The following is a 14,535-nucleotide window of genomic DNA, read 5'->3' on the forward strand; positions in this document are numbered from 1 at the left end:
CCCACCCGGCCAACTTCACCCGATCCAGCGACCAGAGCAGCCAGTTGGACGGATTCGGCAATCACTCACGAAAGGGTTGTGCGGTGGTGTTGGATGACCCAGTGGCTGTACGACTTGATGCCGACACCGTGTCCTCGTTAGTTGGACCGGACCTCGCCCGGATCGGCCGGGAACACCTCGATCAGGGCCGAGTGTTCGAGCTCGCGCCGGAGGACGGCGGAGTGGCTGCCGTGGTCCTCGACTCCGCCCGTGCGGAGTTCGACGTCTGGGTCGGTGTGGTGAACGGGGAACTTACCGGCGAGTGCGACTGTACCGAGGACGGCCCCCTGTGCGGTCACGCCGTCGCGGTGACCCTCGCGGCCCTGGAGGACGGCCTCTCCTTCACGTCCCTCAGCCAGCCGGACGACGAGGACGACGAGGAGCGGTTCGCCGAGATCGCCGCCACGCTGACCTTCGACCAGCTGGTGGACCTGGTGGCCCGGCAGGCCGTGGCCGACCCGGACTTCGCCGACGAGTTGTTAGCCTTGGCCGAGCCGGAGGAGTCCTCGGACCAGGGCGCCGGTTCGGTTTGACCTAGGACCCGCGGTGGATGGCTTTCGCTCGTGCGGCCCACCACCGGTTCGGTTTGACACGGGGACCCCCGCGGGGCCTGCAAGCCGACTACGCCGGCAGGCCAAGGGTTCTCCGGTTCGTTTCCCCAGGTCCTTCGCTGGGGCGTCGTTTGGCCTGCCGCCGCAGCCAGCTTATAGGCCCCACGCCCCGTGTAAAACCGAACCTTCGCTTCGGCTTGGCCCACCCTCCGCGACCGAAACCACTGCTCGCACGGGTGTGAGCGTAGATCAGCTCTCGACACTCCGCGGCGAACCATGTCTACTCGTCGATACGACACCCAACGAGGCGAATGGAGGCCGATGTGGCTGAGGTCCGTGGAGTCATCGCGCGAGGCAAGGGCGAGCCGGTCGAGGTGACGACCGTCGTCGTGCCCGATCCCGGGCCAGGGGAGGCCGTGGTCAAGGTGCAGGCGTGCGGTGTCTGCCACACGGACCTGCACTACCGCGACGGCGGCATCAACGACGAATTCCCTTTCCTGTTGGGCCATGAGGCCGCGGGTGTGGTCGAGTCCGTTGGTGACGGCGTTGTGGACCTTGAGCCGGGTGACTTCGTGGTGCTCAACTGGCGCGCGGTCTGCGGGACGTGCCGGGCGTGCCGTCGCGGGCGGCCGTGGTACTGCTTCAACACGCACAACGCGTCGCAGCCGATGACGTTGACCGACGGCACGGTTCTGTCGCCCGCGCTGGGCATCGGGGCGTTCATCGAGAAGACGCTCGTCCACTCCGGACAGTGCACAAAGGTCGACCCGGCCGCCCGTGCGGCCACGGTCGGGCTGTTGGGGTGCGGTGTGATGGCCGGCATCGGGGCCGCGATCAACACCGGGAATGTGGGCCGGGGCGATTCGGTCGCGGTCATTGGGTGCGGTGGGGTGGGCAGCGGTGCGGTCGCCGGGGCGCGGCTGGCCAACGCGGCGAAGATCATCGCGGTGGACGTGGACCCGCGGAAACTGGAGTGGGCCAAGGGTTTTGGCGCCACCCACACGGTGAACGCACGCGAAGTGGACGACGTCGTCACCGCCATCCAGGACCTCACCGACGGGTTCGGCGCGGACGTGGTGATCGACGCCGTGGGCCGGCCGGAGACGTGGAAGCAGGCGTTCTACGCCCGTGACCTGGCCGGGACGGTCGTGCTGGTCGGGGTGCCGACGCCGGACATGACGCTGGAGATGCCGCTGATCGACTTCTTCGGCCGCGGCGGGTCGCTGAAGTCGAGCTGGTACGGCGACTGCCTGCCGACCCGGGACTTCCCCCTGCTGGTGGACCTCTACCAGCAGAGCCGCCTGGACCTGGACGCCTTCGTCACCGAGGAGATCGCCCTGGACCAGGTGGAGGACGCCTTCCACAAGATGCACGCCGGCGACGTGCTGCGGTCGGTCGTCATCTTGTGAGGAACTTGCTGGTCACGTCGTCGGCGGGGAAGAAGGACTCGATGGACAGCTCGTCGACGGTGATGTCCGCCGGGGTGCCGAAGGTCGCGACCGTGCTGAAGAAGGCCAGTTCCACGTCGTGGTGCCGGATCCGGATCGGCACCACGACGTCGTTGTCCAGGTGCGGTTCCGGGTCCTCGCAGGGGTAGGCCGCGAGCTCCTCGTACAGCTCCATCAGGACCGCGTCGGCGGTGACCGCGACCTCGCGGCGCAGCCGGCCCAGCAGGTGCGCCCGCCACTCCCCCAGGTTGATGATCCGGCTGGCGAGCCCGTCCGGGTGCAGGCTCACCCGGAGCCCGTTCATCGGCGGTGCCAGCAGTTCGGCGGGCACACCTTCGGTGAACAGCGACATCTGCGTGTTGGCGTCGACCAGGTTCCATCGCCGGTCGAACACGCCGGCCGGGAACGGCTCCATACCGGCCAGGATCTTGCGGACGGCCGCGCGGACGGGGGCCATCTCCGGCGCGTCCAGGTCGCTCTCGCCGTACACGGGGGCGTACCCGGCGGCCAGCAGCAGGCGGTTGCGGTCGCGCAGCGGCACGTCCAGCTCGTCGGCCAGGTGCAGGACCATGTCCCGGCTGGGCGCGGAGCGACCGGTCTCCACGAAGCTCAGGTGCCGGGTGGAGATGTCCGCCTGGATGGACAGGTCGAGCTGGCTCAGCCGGCGGCGCTCCCGCCACTGCCGCAGCAGCTCGCCCACCGGCCGTTGGGTCAGGGTCACGATCCAAAACTACGCGCTGATTGTCAGTCCCTACCATTACCTTCCAGGTCATGGACCGCTCATCGCTCATCACCCGCATGGCTGCCGGGTTCGTCCCGGACTTCCTGTTCTTCTGGGGGCACACCGCCGCGGCCGGCCACCCGGTCGGCAAGTGGGTGTTCAGCCAGTGGTATCCGGTGGAGTTCACAGTGGACGGCCAGTCCTATCGGCACGCCGAGCAGTTCATGATGGCCGAGAAGGCCCGGATGTTCGACGACGCGGCGGCGCTCAAGCGGATCATGGACAGCGTCGAGCCGATGGACGCGAAGAAACTGGGCCGCACGGTCCGTGACTTCGACCAGGCCACCTGGGAAGCGGGACGGTTCGACGTGGTGGTCCGCGCGAACACCGCCAAGTTCGGCCAGCACCCCGAGTTACGCGACTTCCTGGTCGCGACCGGCGAGAAGGTGCTGGTCGAGGCGGCGCCGCGGGACACCGTCTGGGGCATCGGGCTCGGCGCGGGGAACCCGCGCGCCCAGGACCCGGCCCAGTGGCGCGGCCAGAACCTGCTGGGGTTCGCCCTGATGGACGTACGCAAAGGAGTGAGGTAGTGGCGCCGACGATCTTCGTCACGGACAATCCGGATAAAGCGGACATCAAGACCGTCGAGGACGGCCTGAACGAGTACAACGTCCAGACGTACGGCCGGTTCGACCCGCGGCCGCTCGCGGTGCTCGTCCGCGACGAGGAGACCGGTCAGGTGATCGGCGGCCTGGAGGGCCGGACAGCGCTGGGCTTACTGTTCGTCGAACTGCTGTACCTGCCGGAGTCGCTGCGCGGCAGCGGGCTGGGCGCGCGGCTCCTGCAGGAGGCGGAGGAGGAGGCCGTGCGGCGCGGCTGTGGGCACGGCGTGCTCTACACCGTCGAGTGGCAGGCGCCGGGTTTCTACGTGAAACACGGCTGGCGCGTGTTCGGTGAAGTTCCGTCCACACCCGAAGGAGCGAGTCGCATCTTCATGACCAAACAACTCCACTAGCTTGGCCCTATGGCACTCGCACATCCTTCCGGCCAGTCCGAGCCCGGCAGCTCCGAGGTGTCCGTGAACCCGCTGTACACCAGGGTTCCGGTGCAGATCTCCAAGAACGACCTGCCGGCGCGGGGGCTGGATCCCGAGCTGGCGTACCAGATCGTGCACGACGAACTGATGCTCGACGGGAACGCCCGGCTCAACCTGGCCACGTTCGTCACCACGTGGATGGAGCCGCAGGCGGACCGGCTGATGGCCGAGTGCTTCGACAAGAACATGATCGACAAGGACGAGTACCCGCGCACGGCCGACCTGGAGGCGCGTTGTGTGCGGATGCTCGCCGGGTTGTGGCACGCGCCGGACGCGCTGAACGCGCCCGGGTGTTCCACGACCGGGTCCAGCGAGGCGTGCATGCTGGCCGGTCTGGCGTTGAAGCGGCGGTGGAAGCACCGCGGCGGCACGGGCACGCCGAACATCGTGATGGGCGCGAACGTCCAGGTGTGCTGGGAGAAGTTCGCGAACTACTGGGACGTGGAGATGCGGCTGGTGCCGATGGAGGGCGACCGGCTGCACCTGTCCGCCGAGGAGGCCGTGGCGCGCTGCGACGAGAACACCATCGGTGTGGTGGCCGTGCTCGGGTCCACTTTCGACGGCAGCTACGAGCCGGTCGCGGACATCTGCGCGGCTCTCGACCAGCTGCAGGCGTCGAGCGGCCTGGACATCCCGGTGCATGTCGACGGCGCGTCCGGGGCGATGATCGCGCCGTTCTGCGACCCGCACCTGGTGTGGGACTTCCGGCTGCCCCGGGTGTCGTCGATCAACACGTCCGGGCACAAGTACGGCCTGGTGTACCCGGGGGTGGGCTGGGTGATCTGGCGGGACGAGCGGGCGCTGCCCGAGGACCTGGTGTTCCGGGTCAACTACCTGGGCGGGAACATGCCCACGTTCGCGTTGAACTTCTCCCGGCCGGGCTCGCAGGTGGTGACCCAGTACTACAACTTCCTGCGGCTGGGCTTCGACGGCTACCGTCGGGTGCAGCACGCGTGCCGGCACGTGGCCACGTGGCTGTCCGCCGAGATCGCCGCCCTGGGCCCGTTCCAGCTGCTGACCAGGGGTGACGAGCTGCCGGTGTTCGCCTTCACGGTCGCCGGCGACCAGCCGTTCTCGGTGTTCGACGTCTCCACGGCCATGCGCGCGGAGGGTTGGCTGATCCCGGCGTACACGTTCCCGGCGAACCGCACGGACCTCTCGGCGTTGCGGATCGTGGTGCGCAACGGCTTCAGCGAGGACCTCGCCGGGCTGATGCTCGACAACCTCAAGCGTGTCCTGGGGACATTGGCCAAGCAGGACCATCCACGGCACGGACCGGCCGCCGCGTCGTTCGCGCACGGAGCGTAGGTACCGAACGTGGGATAAGCCTGGGTTATGGCAATGGGTGATCCACCGGCCGGCCGATGTGTCCTTACACTAAAAGAATCCTTGCACCGCAAGGAGTTTGCCAGATCGCGCGAGCCCTCCTCGCTCGCGTCCTGGTGGCCGGCACGGTTCGCGCCAACCGTGCCGGCCATCTGGCTGGGCCACGCCACCAGCTCGGACGTTCCCAGCAGTGCCCGGATCTCCCGGACCGCCGCGCGCCCGGCTCGGTTCGCGCCGATCGTGCTCGCCGACGGGCCGTATCCCACCAGGTGCAGCCGGGGTTCGGCGACCACCCTGGTGCCGTCCATCACGATCCCGCCGCCGGCCGTCCGCAGCCCCAGGGGTGCGAGGTGGTCGATGGCCGCCCGGAACCCGGTGGCCCACAGGATCACGTCCGCGTCCAGGCTCGTCCCGTCCGGCCACCGCACGCCGGTCGAGGTGATCTCGGTGAAGACCGGCCGCCAGGGCACCGCCGCCAGGACCGGCCGCAGCTCGGGCGCCACCCACAGGCCGGTCACGCTGACCACGCTCTTCGGCGGCAGCCCGGCGCGGACGCGTTGGTCCACCATCGCGACCGCGCGGCGGCCGATGTCCTGGTCGAACACGCGGTCGCGGATCACCGGCCGGGTCCGGGTGATCCAGGTGACAGCCGAGGCGACCTGGGCGATCTCAGTGACTTGTTCGACCCCGGACGAGCCGCCGCCAACTACGATCACGCGTTGCCCGCGGAACTCGTCGGCGCCGCGGTAGTCCGCGGTATGCAGCTGGCGTCCCTGGAACGAGGCCATTCCCGGGTAGTACGGCCAGAACGGGTGCGTCCACGTGCCGGTCGCGCTGATGACCGCGCGCGCAGCCCACTCGCCCGCATCCGTGGCCACGACGAGGCGGTCGCGGGGACCTCGGCTGACGGACCTGACCCGAACCGGTCGCTGCACGGGGATGGCGAACTCACGTTCGTAGGCGGCGTAGTACTCCGACACCACCTCGGCGGCCGGTCGGCGGGCGTCGGCATTGACCGGCGGGAAGCCGGGCAGCGGGTAGATGCCGTGTACTTTTCCCAGACGCAGGGAGTCCCAGCGGTGGCGCCACGCTCCACCGGGTCCGTCGTTGCCGTCGAGCACCACGTACGACGTGAAGCCGTAGCGGGGCAGGTAGTACGCGCTCGACAGGCCGGCCTGGCCGGCGCCGACGACCACCACGTCTGTTTCGGGCATGCTGAACAAAACGCACGGGAAAGCGTCCCGCTTCCCGACGTGAGTGAGGTCACGCGGTGCCTCGCGAGCGGCCGGGAACACCACCCGCGAGGGTTCTCACCGCGAGTCGGAATTACTTAGGGGCAGTTCTTCCAGTGGAAATGGTATGTCGTGGTAATACTCCCATCGGTGGAGTCCATGGCGATGAAGCTGGTGGTTTTCCTGGGATCTGATGTACCAACTCCGGCCCGCACCTCGGCATTGATGTTGAAGTTGCGGAGCTCGCCGCACGGCAGGAATACGAGTGCGGCGATATCCGTGGTGTCGGTCTTTTGCCAGTCGTCGGTCATCGGCCCGGAGAACGGGTGCTCGACGAATGCGGTCGGGCTGTTGCCCTGGAAGTAGTAGTTCGCCCGCTCGAGCGCGGTCGCGCCGGAGGCTAGCTGCGCGAACCCACGGTAGTCCGCCGCCGCGATCGCGTAGGTGAACCCCTGTGGGACGTGCACCTTCAGGGAGAGCTGGCAGTTCTTGCGGGAGTCGGTGGGCTTGGCACCGACGCCCACCTGGGCGAGGAACTCGCTGTAGGTCACGGTGAAGGCGGTGTTGTCGTCCGAGACGGCGACCGCGGCCGTTCCCGGCCGACACCCTGAACCATTGATCGTGACGACGTCGATGATAATCTTGTCGGGTGGTGGGTTTGACGGCCACATCGAAGTGTGGGCCGGCTGTGCGACGATCGATAAAGCGACGCCGACAGCCGCGAACATATGGAGCACGGGGGACCTCCAAATGCATCACGCTCGACTCGCGGCGGTGACCCACGGTATCGCAGCCATAACGCGGTATCACCCCGCTGAACGGAGTAAGAAATGCAATCGTGAGGCATAACCGGGAAAGGATGATGGGATGGTTTAATCTCGCAAAATTCCGGCCGAAATGGGAAAAGAATCAACGCGGCCGGCCGGTCCGCACGGTGTCCCGGCCTTCCCGTTTGGCGGTGAGCAGCCCGGAGTCCGCTTCCAGCACGAGATCCTCGAGCGTCGGCTCCACTCCCCTGGCCGGCACGGACAGCGCGACCCCGATGGACACGGTCAGCCCGGTCAACGTCGTCCTGGTGCCGCGGTCCACATCCGGCACGCTCACCCGTAGGTCCCGCACGCCGTTCAGGATGCGCGCGGCGACCGCCATCGCGCGGTCCCGGTTCGCCGTCGGCAACAGCACGAGGAACTCGTCGCCGCCGTGCCCGCCGTACCGGCCGACGATGTCCTCCTCCCGTACGGACGCCCGCAACACCTCCGCGACGGCGTGCAGGACCATGTCACCGGCGACATGCCCGTAGCGGTCGTTGATGTCCTTGAAATGGTCCAGATCCAGCAGCAGCAACGCGAGCGGCTGACGGCGTTCGTGGGCCACGCGCAACGCCTCTGGCGCGTACGTGTCCCATCCCCACCGGTCGAGCACGCCGGTGAGCCGGTCGACGGCCCAGTAGCCCAGCGGTTGCCCGCAGGTGCCGCAGACGTCGTGGTGGTGGTCATGGCCTGGCAACGGGATCAGCGTGCTCTCCCCCGACATGCTCCGCGCTGTGGTCATCTCTTGCCCCCAGAAATAATCGACACGTACTCGTGGTCGTAGCCGAAGGCGCGCGGACCGGTCAGCCGCAGCCCCTCAGGCGTCGTCCATCGGCGGTCGCACGGAACGCCGAGAACGGCCACGCGGTTTCCGTAACGCATCCCCTCGGTGGTGACCGGTTCCCCGGTTTCGCTGTCCAGCACGCAGATCAGGTCCGGCGTGCTGGCGACGACCTCACCGTCGCGTTCGGCGACGAGGTGCTCGTTCTGGAACGACAGGCGCATCCGCGCGCCCCGGTCGCCGTCGATCCCCTCGATCACGGCCTGGCCGCGGACGAATCCCGCGCTGGTGTGCCGGGCGACGTCGGCGACCTTGCCGACGAACAAGCGCCGGCCGTCGAGCATGGCGCACGCGCTCGCGACCGGCTCAGACGACTCGCGTACCGCCCGGCCGACCCGCTGGGCCAGGCTCAACGTGCCCGGCACCAAGCCGTCCGCCAGCTGCCCGCCGCGCAGCACTGTGTCCACAGTGAACACAGTGCAGCCGGCCTCGGTGCAGACCGCGCGGGCGATCCGTTCGGCCCACTGGTTGGTGACCGTGTCCAGGACCGTGGTGTTGCCCTTGTCGTCGACGATCACCATGGGGGTGCAACTCACCCCGATCAGGGTCGGCAGCACCATGTGCGTCTCGGGGAACGCGCGGCCCATCGCGTCGCCGTCGACCAACGGCAGGCCGGTCTCGGCCGCGGCGGCCAGCGGGATCACCGAGTTCACGCCGCCGATCTCGATCGGCACCAGGTGCGTCACCGGCCGGCCGGTGGCCCGTTCCATGGCTCGCAACGCCACGGTCGCCTCCTGGCCGGACGGGAGCTTCTCGATGCCGACGGTGGGCGCGCCCATGAACGAGACGGGGGCGACGACGGCGTCCTCAGGCACCTCCGCGATGTCCACAAGGGACACCGGGCCGTACCGGCCGATCGCGGCCTCGGCCAGCAGCCGGCCGATGTGCGGGTCGCCACCGCCGCCGGCGCCCAGGATCGCCGCGCCGCGCGCGATGTCGTCCACATCGGACAGTGTGAGGTCACGCATGGGCCACCGCCAGCCGGGAGACGTCCAGCTGACCGACGGCCCGGACCCGGACCCTGGTCGCGCCGCCGGGCAGGTACGCCAGCGGAACCTCCTCGACGTCCACCACCCGGACGGTGTCGGCCCGCGCGCCCGCGTTCGCAGCCCTTGTCATCGCCTCTTGCTTGACCGTGTCCATGACCGCGTCCCGTGTCCCCGCGGCGATCTTGACCACCCGGTCCACCTCGGCGCCGACCTCGGCGATGGCCGCGCCGACCGCGTTGGCGACCGCGAAGTGCTCCGGCCGGCGGATATCGGTGAGCCCGGTCAGCGCCTCCGGCACGAGCATGCTGCCGCCGCCGACCACCACGACCGGCAGCGCCCGCGACGACGTCCGCATCCGGTCGATGGCATCCGCGATCCGTTCGCCGACGCTCGCGAGCACACTCGTCACGTAAGAAGAATCGAGCTGGGCGACCAGGTCGGGATCGCCCAGCTCGATCATCCCCGCCGCGACCGCCAGGTCGGTCAGGGTCAGCTCGGTGCCGCCGAACACGATCGCGCGTTCGGTCAGCTCGTAGCCGACGCTGTCCGGCCCGAAGGCGTTGCCGCGGACCAGAGTTCCGCCACCGATACCCAAGGAGTGCAGGTCCGGCATGCGGAAGTTGGTTCGTACCCCGGCCAGCTCGGTCACCGCGCCCGTCTCGCGCGGAAACCCGTCGCTGACGATCCCGATGTCCGCGGTGGTCCCACCCACGTCGACCACCGCGCAGTCGGCGAGGCCGGCCAGGAAGGCCGCGCCCCGCATCGAGTTCGTCGGACCGGACGCGAAGGTCGCGACCGGGAACCGCCGGGCGTACTCGACGTCCATGACCGTGCCGTCGTTCTGGCTGAGCAGCAGCGGTGCGGTAATCCCGGCGCCGCGCAGCGCTTCGGTGAGGCTGTCCACGATCCGGCCGGCCAGATCGATCAGCGAACTGTTCAGGACGGTCGCGTTCTCCCGCTCCAGCAACCCGATCCGGCCGAACTCGTGTGAGCACGACACGACCAGGTCCGGCACCTCGGCGCGGAGGATCTCGGCCGCCCGCAGCTCCATCTCGTTGTTCACCGGGGCGAACACGGACGAGATCGCGACCGACCGGATGCCGCGGCCGGCCATGTCCGCGGCGACCCGTCTGATCTCGTCCGGGTCCATTGTGGCCAGTTCGACGCCGTCGTACTCGTACCCGCCGTGGACCAGGTAATGGCGGTCGCCGATGGCCGCGCGCAGGTCCTTCGGCCAGCCCACGAGCGGCGGCAGTGCACCCGTCGCGGGCAGCGCCAACCGAACCACCGCGGTCGGCGTCAGGCCACGGCGCTGGACAAGCGCGTTGGTGAAGTGCGTTGTGCCGATCATGACCGCGCTGACGTCGTCGATCCGATCGATGACACCGGCCGCGGCCGCGGCGGCGAGCAGGTCCGTGACCGCCCAGGCGACCCCCTCGGTCACCCTGGGCGTCGTCGGCGTCTTCACCGACGCCAACAGCCGGTTGTCGTCGGCGAGAAGGACGGCGTCGGTGTTCGTGCCGCCTACGTCGATGCCGATTCGCACGCCGGGTCCTCCTCTCGTACCTCGGTCGCGACTGGTACCTCGCGCGTTGCCCTGACCCAGCCGAGCTTTCCGGCGACCAGGTAGAGCAATCCCGCGAGCAGCAACGAGTTCAGCGACCCGATGCCGAACCCGACGTGGTCACTCCACCAGCCGAACAGCGCGGCGGCCGCCCAGATCATGAGCGTCGCCGGCACGAGCGTGGGTTCGGTCGCCGGCAGCGCGCCCCGCGCCCGCGACTCGTCGAGCTGCCCGCGCCAGCGGCGGACCAGGTAGTACTCGGCCACGATGACACCCGCGATCGGCGGCAACGACACGCCCAGCAGGGTCAGGAAGTCGGTGAACCTCTCGAGGATCCCGACCGCGGACAGGATCGTGCCGAGAATGCCGATCACCAGCGTGGCCGGCATCCGGCCGACCCGGACGCCGAAGATCGTCGCGATGGCGTTCACGATCCCCAGTGACGAGCTGTACAGGTTCCAGTCGTTGATCTTCACCACCGCGGCGATCAGCGTGACGACCCCGACGACGCCGGCGGTGGTCACCAGGATCGAGACCGCGTCCTCGCCCTTGATGGCGTACGCCAGCAGGACACCGATCAGGCCCATCACATACTGCCCCAACGTGATGGACAGGACACTCTGCTTGACGACGGCCATCGGCGACCGGGTGAACCGGGTCATGTCCGGCGCGATCACCGCACCGGCCATATAGGACCCGGCGACGATGGTCGCACCCGCCGCGATCGTCATCGGCTCCCCCATCGGCCCGGCGGCGAAGACCGCGCCGATGTCGTGCTTGGCGAACTGCGTGATGACGGAGTACGCGATGACGACCTGGAACGCCGGCACCGCGATGAACGCGATCCACCGCATGGACCGGAATCCGTACATCACGAGGAGGGTCACGAGCAGGCCGGTGACCACGGACCAGATCCAGGTGTCCACTTTGGGCAGGATGGCGTGCATCCCTTCGGCGAAAACGCCGTTCTGGATGCCGAACCAGCCGATCAGGCTGACCGAGATGATCAGGCCGAGCAGCGCCGAGCCGTATCGGCCGAACCCGGTCCAGCGCGCCAGCACCGAAGTGGACAGTCCCTCCCGGACACCCGCGATACCGACAAAAACCGCCACCAGTTCGAGGACGACCGACCCGAGCGTCAACGCCCAGAAGGCGCCCCAGAACGACAGCCCCGCCCCGAGCGCGACACCGGTGATGAACGTGATGATGTCCGACAGCTGCCCGAACTGCTGCAGGGCGACGGTCCACCAGCCGTAACGGGCCTCCGTCGGAACTCGTTGCAGCGCATAATCGTCAGCCGTGGACGTCACTTCCGGTCCTCCCTGCTCGACGCGACCATCCTGGTTTTCGCGGCCATCCAGCCCACCCTCGGCGGCCCGGCAGCCCGCACCCGCATCACCACAGTCGGCTGCGACAGGTACGCCAGCGGTTTCTCCTCCGCCGAGATCACCGCGACCGCCGTCGGGTCGGCGCCCGCGCGCATCGCCGAGGCTCGTGCCGCCTCCCGCACGCTGATCCGGATCTCGTCCAGCTTCGGGCTGTTCAACGGGACGATCCGGCTCGCCTCCCCGCAGACCGGCGCGACCGCCGCGCCCACCGCAGCCGCGGCCTCGGCACCCTTCGGGTAACACACCTCGCTCGTCCCCAACGGCTTGTGCGTCAACGACTTCACGTACTCACGGGCCCCCGGGCCGACGATCACCAACGGCAGGTCGCCGGGCGCGTCCTTGGCTCGGTCGAGCGCGTCCTCGATCAGTCCGTCGACCGGGGCCAGCGCCGGCACGCTCAACCCGGTGGGCACGCCGCCGACGTCGGTGTGCCCCATGGTCATCCGCGGCATTCCCCCGGTCAGCGCGCAGATCGCCCGGCCCGTACCGTCCACATTGGTCAGACCGACCAGGGCCTCCTGATGGCCGGTGAGCAGCGCCGCGCCCACCGCCGACGTCGCGTCCGTCCCGCCCAGCAGGGACAACGGATGCGTCACCGCGTGGTCAAGGGTCGCGATGGTCCCGTCGCTCCGGGCCAGGAACACCTCCGCGCACTGCATCCCCCGCTGCGTCACGGTGGCCAGCAGATGGCTGGCCTCCTCGGCCGCGGGCACGGTCAGCGCCGCCTGCAACACCGTGGCGTTCTCGCGTTCGATCAGGCCAAGGCCACCGAACTCGTGCGACAGCAGGATCGCGGTGGCCGCCCCCAGTTCCTCCCGCAGCACGTCCGCGGCGGCCAACTCGTGCCGTGGGGTCACCGACGAGAACACCCCGGTGATCGCCACCGCCCCGACCGTGCCCGTGATCCGGCGGGCGAACGTGAGCAACCCGTCGATGTCCAAGGGCTCGTAGTCACTGCCGTCCAGCATCGCCCCGCCGGACAGGCAGGTGGACGCGACCGCGACCCGGTCGCGCATCTCCGCCGGCCACAACGCGAGCGGCGGCACGGACGTGGTCGCCGCGCCCAGCCGGACGGCGGCGACCCGGGCCAGGCGACCGGGCCAGCCCCGCCCGTGCCCGGTCTGCGCGGGCAGTTCGGTCAACGCCTGCAGGTCGGACAACGCGAACGTGACGTGCTCGATCTGCGCCGGGGTGACACCGTCGGCCTCGGCGAGGATCTCGTCCAGCACGTACCCGAGCGCGTTGATCGTGGTGAGCTCGCGGTTGATCGTGGCCACCACACGGCTGTCGCCGTCGACGATCGCGCCGGCCGCGCGGTCGGCCGTGAGCGCGACACCCAGTCGGTACGTCATCGCGTCACCAACGGGTGATAGTCGAGGTCCAGGCCGAACGCCCGGGGACCGACGAGTTGTAACCCGGCTGGCTCCAGCCACAGCGGCGGGCACGGCAACGCGAGCACGACCACGCGTTGCCCGTAGCGCAACGAGTCCGTCGTGACCGTCTCGCCGCTGTACACGTCGAACAACGTGATGATGTCCGGTGTCGTGGCCCGTACCTCGCCGTCCTCCAGAATCGCGAGGTACTCGTGGCCCGCCTCCGCGCGCATGCAACGGCCGCTGTCGCCGTTGATCCCGTCGAGCAACGTCGTACTACGGAGGTTAGCCGCGAACGACGACTTGCCTTGTCCTGGAGTAACCGCGCTGACCTTGCCCTCCATCAGGCACACGCCGTTGAACTCCTCGGCGACGCGTGCGACGGCCTGCACGGTCGGCGCGCCCTCGCATTCGGCCAGGACACCGCCTATCTGCAGAGCCTTGCTCAGGGAGCCGAGCACCACGCTGTTCCGTGCCTGTTCGACCGTCATCACGTACTCGGCGCTCGCGCCTGTGTCCCCGAACGCGTTCACCGCGCTACGCGCGAGGCGCTCCAACCAGTCGCCTGTGTCCGCCTGCACGAGCACGACGTGGTCATGGTCGTCAGCGAGCACCGATGGCCCCGGCTGCACGCCCGCGACCTGCATCGCGACCTGCTCGATGCCCGGGAACGCGCGGCCCATGCCGTCCGCGTCGGCCAACGGCAGGTCCGCGTACGCCGCGAGCGCCACCGAACCGATCCCGTTGGCGCCGCCGATCTCCGTGGTCATCATGGCCACCACCGGTTGGCCGAAGTGCGCTTCGACCTGACGGCGGATGGCGAGTCCCTCCCGTCCGGTGCCGATCCGTTCGGTCCAGACCGCCGGTGACCCAAGGTAGGCACAGGGCATGACCAGGCCGTCGGCCGGCAGGTCGGCCAGGCCGATGATCTCCACCGGGCCCTGTGTCGCGAGCGCGACCTGCGCCATCGGCACCTTTTCGACCGCGCTGCCGCCCCCGCCGGCGGCGAGCACGTCACAGCCGCGGGCGAACTCGCCGAGGCAACCCCCACTAAGTCGCACGAGTGAATGGTAGTAAAACAACAACTCTCGGTATTTGTCCTGGCCGAATAGAATCCAGGCCCCGGCTATCCCCGCCGCACAGTCCCACGGGAGGACC

General features: G+C 69.1%; 13 protein-coding genes and 1 pseudogene. 5 read left to right on the forward strand and 9 right to left on the reverse strand.

Annotation, left to right across the window (positions count from 1 at the left end; translation table 11 throughout):
* Window positions 1–101 precede the first annotated feature (101 nt).
* Window positions 102–572: an SWIM zinc finger family protein gene (locus EV192_RS52505; protein ID WP_132126344.1), complete on the forward strand. Its 471-nt coding sequence runs from the start codon at window positions 102–104 to the stop codon at window positions 570–572.
* A 329-nt stretch (window positions 573–901) separates the two neighbouring features.
* On the forward strand, window positions 902–1,999 hold the full coding sequence (locus tag EV192_RS52510; RefSeq protein WP_132126345.1) for an S-(hydroxymethyl)mycothiol dehydrogenase: 1,098 nt from the start codon (window positions 902–904) through the stop codon (window positions 1,997–1,999).
* On the opposite strand, the gene EV192_RS52515 is transcribed toward EV192_RS52510, so the two are convergent.
* Window positions 1,989–2,762, reverse strand: a complete 774-nt coding sequence (locus EV192_RS52515; protein WP_132126346.1) for a helix-turn-helix domain-containing protein — start codon at window positions 2,760–2,762, stop codon at window positions 1,989–1,991. The two genes, EV192_RS52510 and EV192_RS52515, sit on opposite strands and share 11 nt — an antisense overlap.
* 47 nt (window positions 2,763–2,809) lie before the next feature.
* Here EV192_RS52515 and EV192_RS52520 point away from each other — a divergent pair, with 47 nt between their 5' ends.
* The 3 genes from EV192_RS52520 to gad are packed head-to-tail and all read left to right on the forward strand — an operon-like array spanning window position 2,810 to window position 5,163.
* The gene (locus EV192_RS52520; RefSeq protein WP_132126347.1) at window positions 2,810–3,349 is read left to right on the forward strand and encodes an NADAR family protein; all 540 of its coding nucleotides are present in this window, start codon (window positions 2,810–2,812) and stop codon (window positions 3,347–3,349) included.
* Entirely contained in the window at window positions 3,349–3,774 is a 426-nt protein-coding gene (locus tag EV192_RS52525) for a GNAT family N-acetyltransferase (protein WP_132126348.1), read from the forward strand. Before EV192_RS52520 ends, EV192_RS52525 begins: the two co-directional genes overlap by 1 nt.
* A 9-nt stretch (window positions 3,775–3,783) precedes the next feature.
* The gene (gene gad / locus EV192_RS52530; RefSeq protein WP_132126349.1) at window positions 3,784–5,163 is read left to right on the forward strand and encodes a glutamate decarboxylase; all 1,380 of its coding nucleotides are present in this window, start codon (window positions 3,784–3,786) and stop codon (window positions 5,161–5,163) included.
* 197 nt (window positions 5,164–5,360) lie between these two features.
* Here the strand turns inward: gad and EV192_RS52535 are convergent.
* The 8 genes and pseudogenes from EV192_RS52535 to EV192_RS54530 form a co-directional block, all read right to left on the reverse strand.
* Window positions 5,361–6,395, reverse strand: a pseudogene (locus EV192_RS52535) (FAD-dependent oxidoreductase); the annotation flags it as partial.
* 116 nt (window positions 6,396–6,511) lie between these two features.
* Window positions 6,512–7,150, reverse strand: coding sequence for a DUF4360 domain-containing protein (locus EV192_RS52540; RefSeq protein WP_424923456.1), 639 nt, complete (start codon window positions 7,148–7,150; stop codon window positions 6,512–6,514).
* A gap of 172 nt (window positions 7,151–7,322) precedes the next feature.
* Window positions 7,323–7,964 (reverse strand): GGDEF domain-containing protein, encoded by a 642-nt coding sequence (locus EV192_RS52545; protein ID WP_132126350.1) that lies wholly within the window; start codon window positions 7,962–7,964, stop codon window positions 7,323–7,325.
* Entirely contained in the window at window positions 7,961–9,031 is a 1,071-nt protein-coding gene (locus EV192_RS52550) for a DUF917 domain-containing protein (protein ID WP_132126351.1), read from the reverse strand. The genes EV192_RS52545 and EV192_RS52550 overlap by 4 nt, the downstream gene beginning before the upstream one ends.
* The gene (locus EV192_RS52555) at window positions 9,024–10,598 is read right to left on the reverse strand and encodes a hydantoinase/oxoprolinase N-terminal domain-containing protein (protein ID WP_132126352.1); all 1,575 of its coding nucleotides are present in this window, start codon (window positions 10,596–10,598) and stop codon (window positions 9,024–9,026) included. Before EV192_RS52555 ends, EV192_RS52550 begins: the two co-directional genes overlap by 8 nt.
* The gene (locus EV192_RS52560; protein ID WP_132126353.1) at window positions 10,577–11,926 is read right to left on the reverse strand and encodes a purine-cytosine permease family protein; all 1,350 of its coding nucleotides are present in this window, start codon (window positions 11,924–11,926) and stop codon (window positions 10,577–10,579) included. The genes EV192_RS52555 and EV192_RS52560 overlap by 22 nt, the downstream gene beginning before the upstream one ends.
* Window positions 11,923–13,356: a hydantoinase/oxoprolinase family protein gene (locus tag EV192_RS52565; RefSeq protein WP_132126354.1), complete on the reverse strand. Its 1,434-nt coding sequence runs from the start codon at window positions 13,354–13,356 to the stop codon at window positions 11,923–11,925. Before EV192_RS52565 ends, EV192_RS52560 begins: the two co-directional genes overlap by 4 nt.
* Window positions 13,353–14,438 (reverse strand): DUF917 domain-containing protein, encoded by a 1,086-nt coding sequence (locus EV192_RS54530; RefSeq protein ID WP_165961057.1) that lies wholly within the window; start codon window positions 14,436–14,438, stop codon window positions 13,353–13,355. Before EV192_RS54530 ends, EV192_RS52565 begins: the two co-directional genes overlap by 4 nt.
* Window positions 14,439–14,535 lie beyond the last annotated feature (97 nt).

It is taken from the genome of Actinocrispum wychmicini, assembly GCF_004345645.1.
Classification (GTDB): Bacteria; Actinomycetota; Actinomycetes; order Mycobacteriales; family Pseudonocardiaceae; genus Kibdelosporangium; species Kibdelosporangium wychmicini.

Bases quoted from the DNA above. Each gene is read 5' to 3' on its own strand.
- EV192_RS52510 (WP_132126345.1), top strand. From the start codon at position 902: ATGGAGGCCGATGTGGCTGAGGTCCGTGGAGTCATCGCGCGAGGCAAG.
- gad (WP_132126349.1), top strand. From the start codon at position 3,784: ATGGCACTCGCACATCCTTCCGGCCAGTCCGAGCCCGGCAGCTCCGAG.
- EV192_RS52520 (WP_132126347.1), top strand. From the start codon at position 2,810: ATGGACCGCTCATCGCTCATCACCCGCATGGCTGCCGGGTTCGTCCCG.
- EV192_RS52545 (WP_132126350.1), bottom strand. From the start codon at position 7,964: ATGACCACAGCGCGGAGCATGTCGGGGGAGAGCACGCTGATCCCGTTG.
- EV192_RS52565 (WP_132126354.1), bottom strand. From the start codon at position 13,356: ATGACGTACCGACTGGGTGTCGCGCTCACGGCCGACCGCGCGGCCGGC.
- EV192_RS52550 (WP_132126351.1), bottom strand. From the start codon at position 9,031: ATGCGTGACCTCACACTGTCCGATGTGGACGACATCGCGCGCGGCGCG.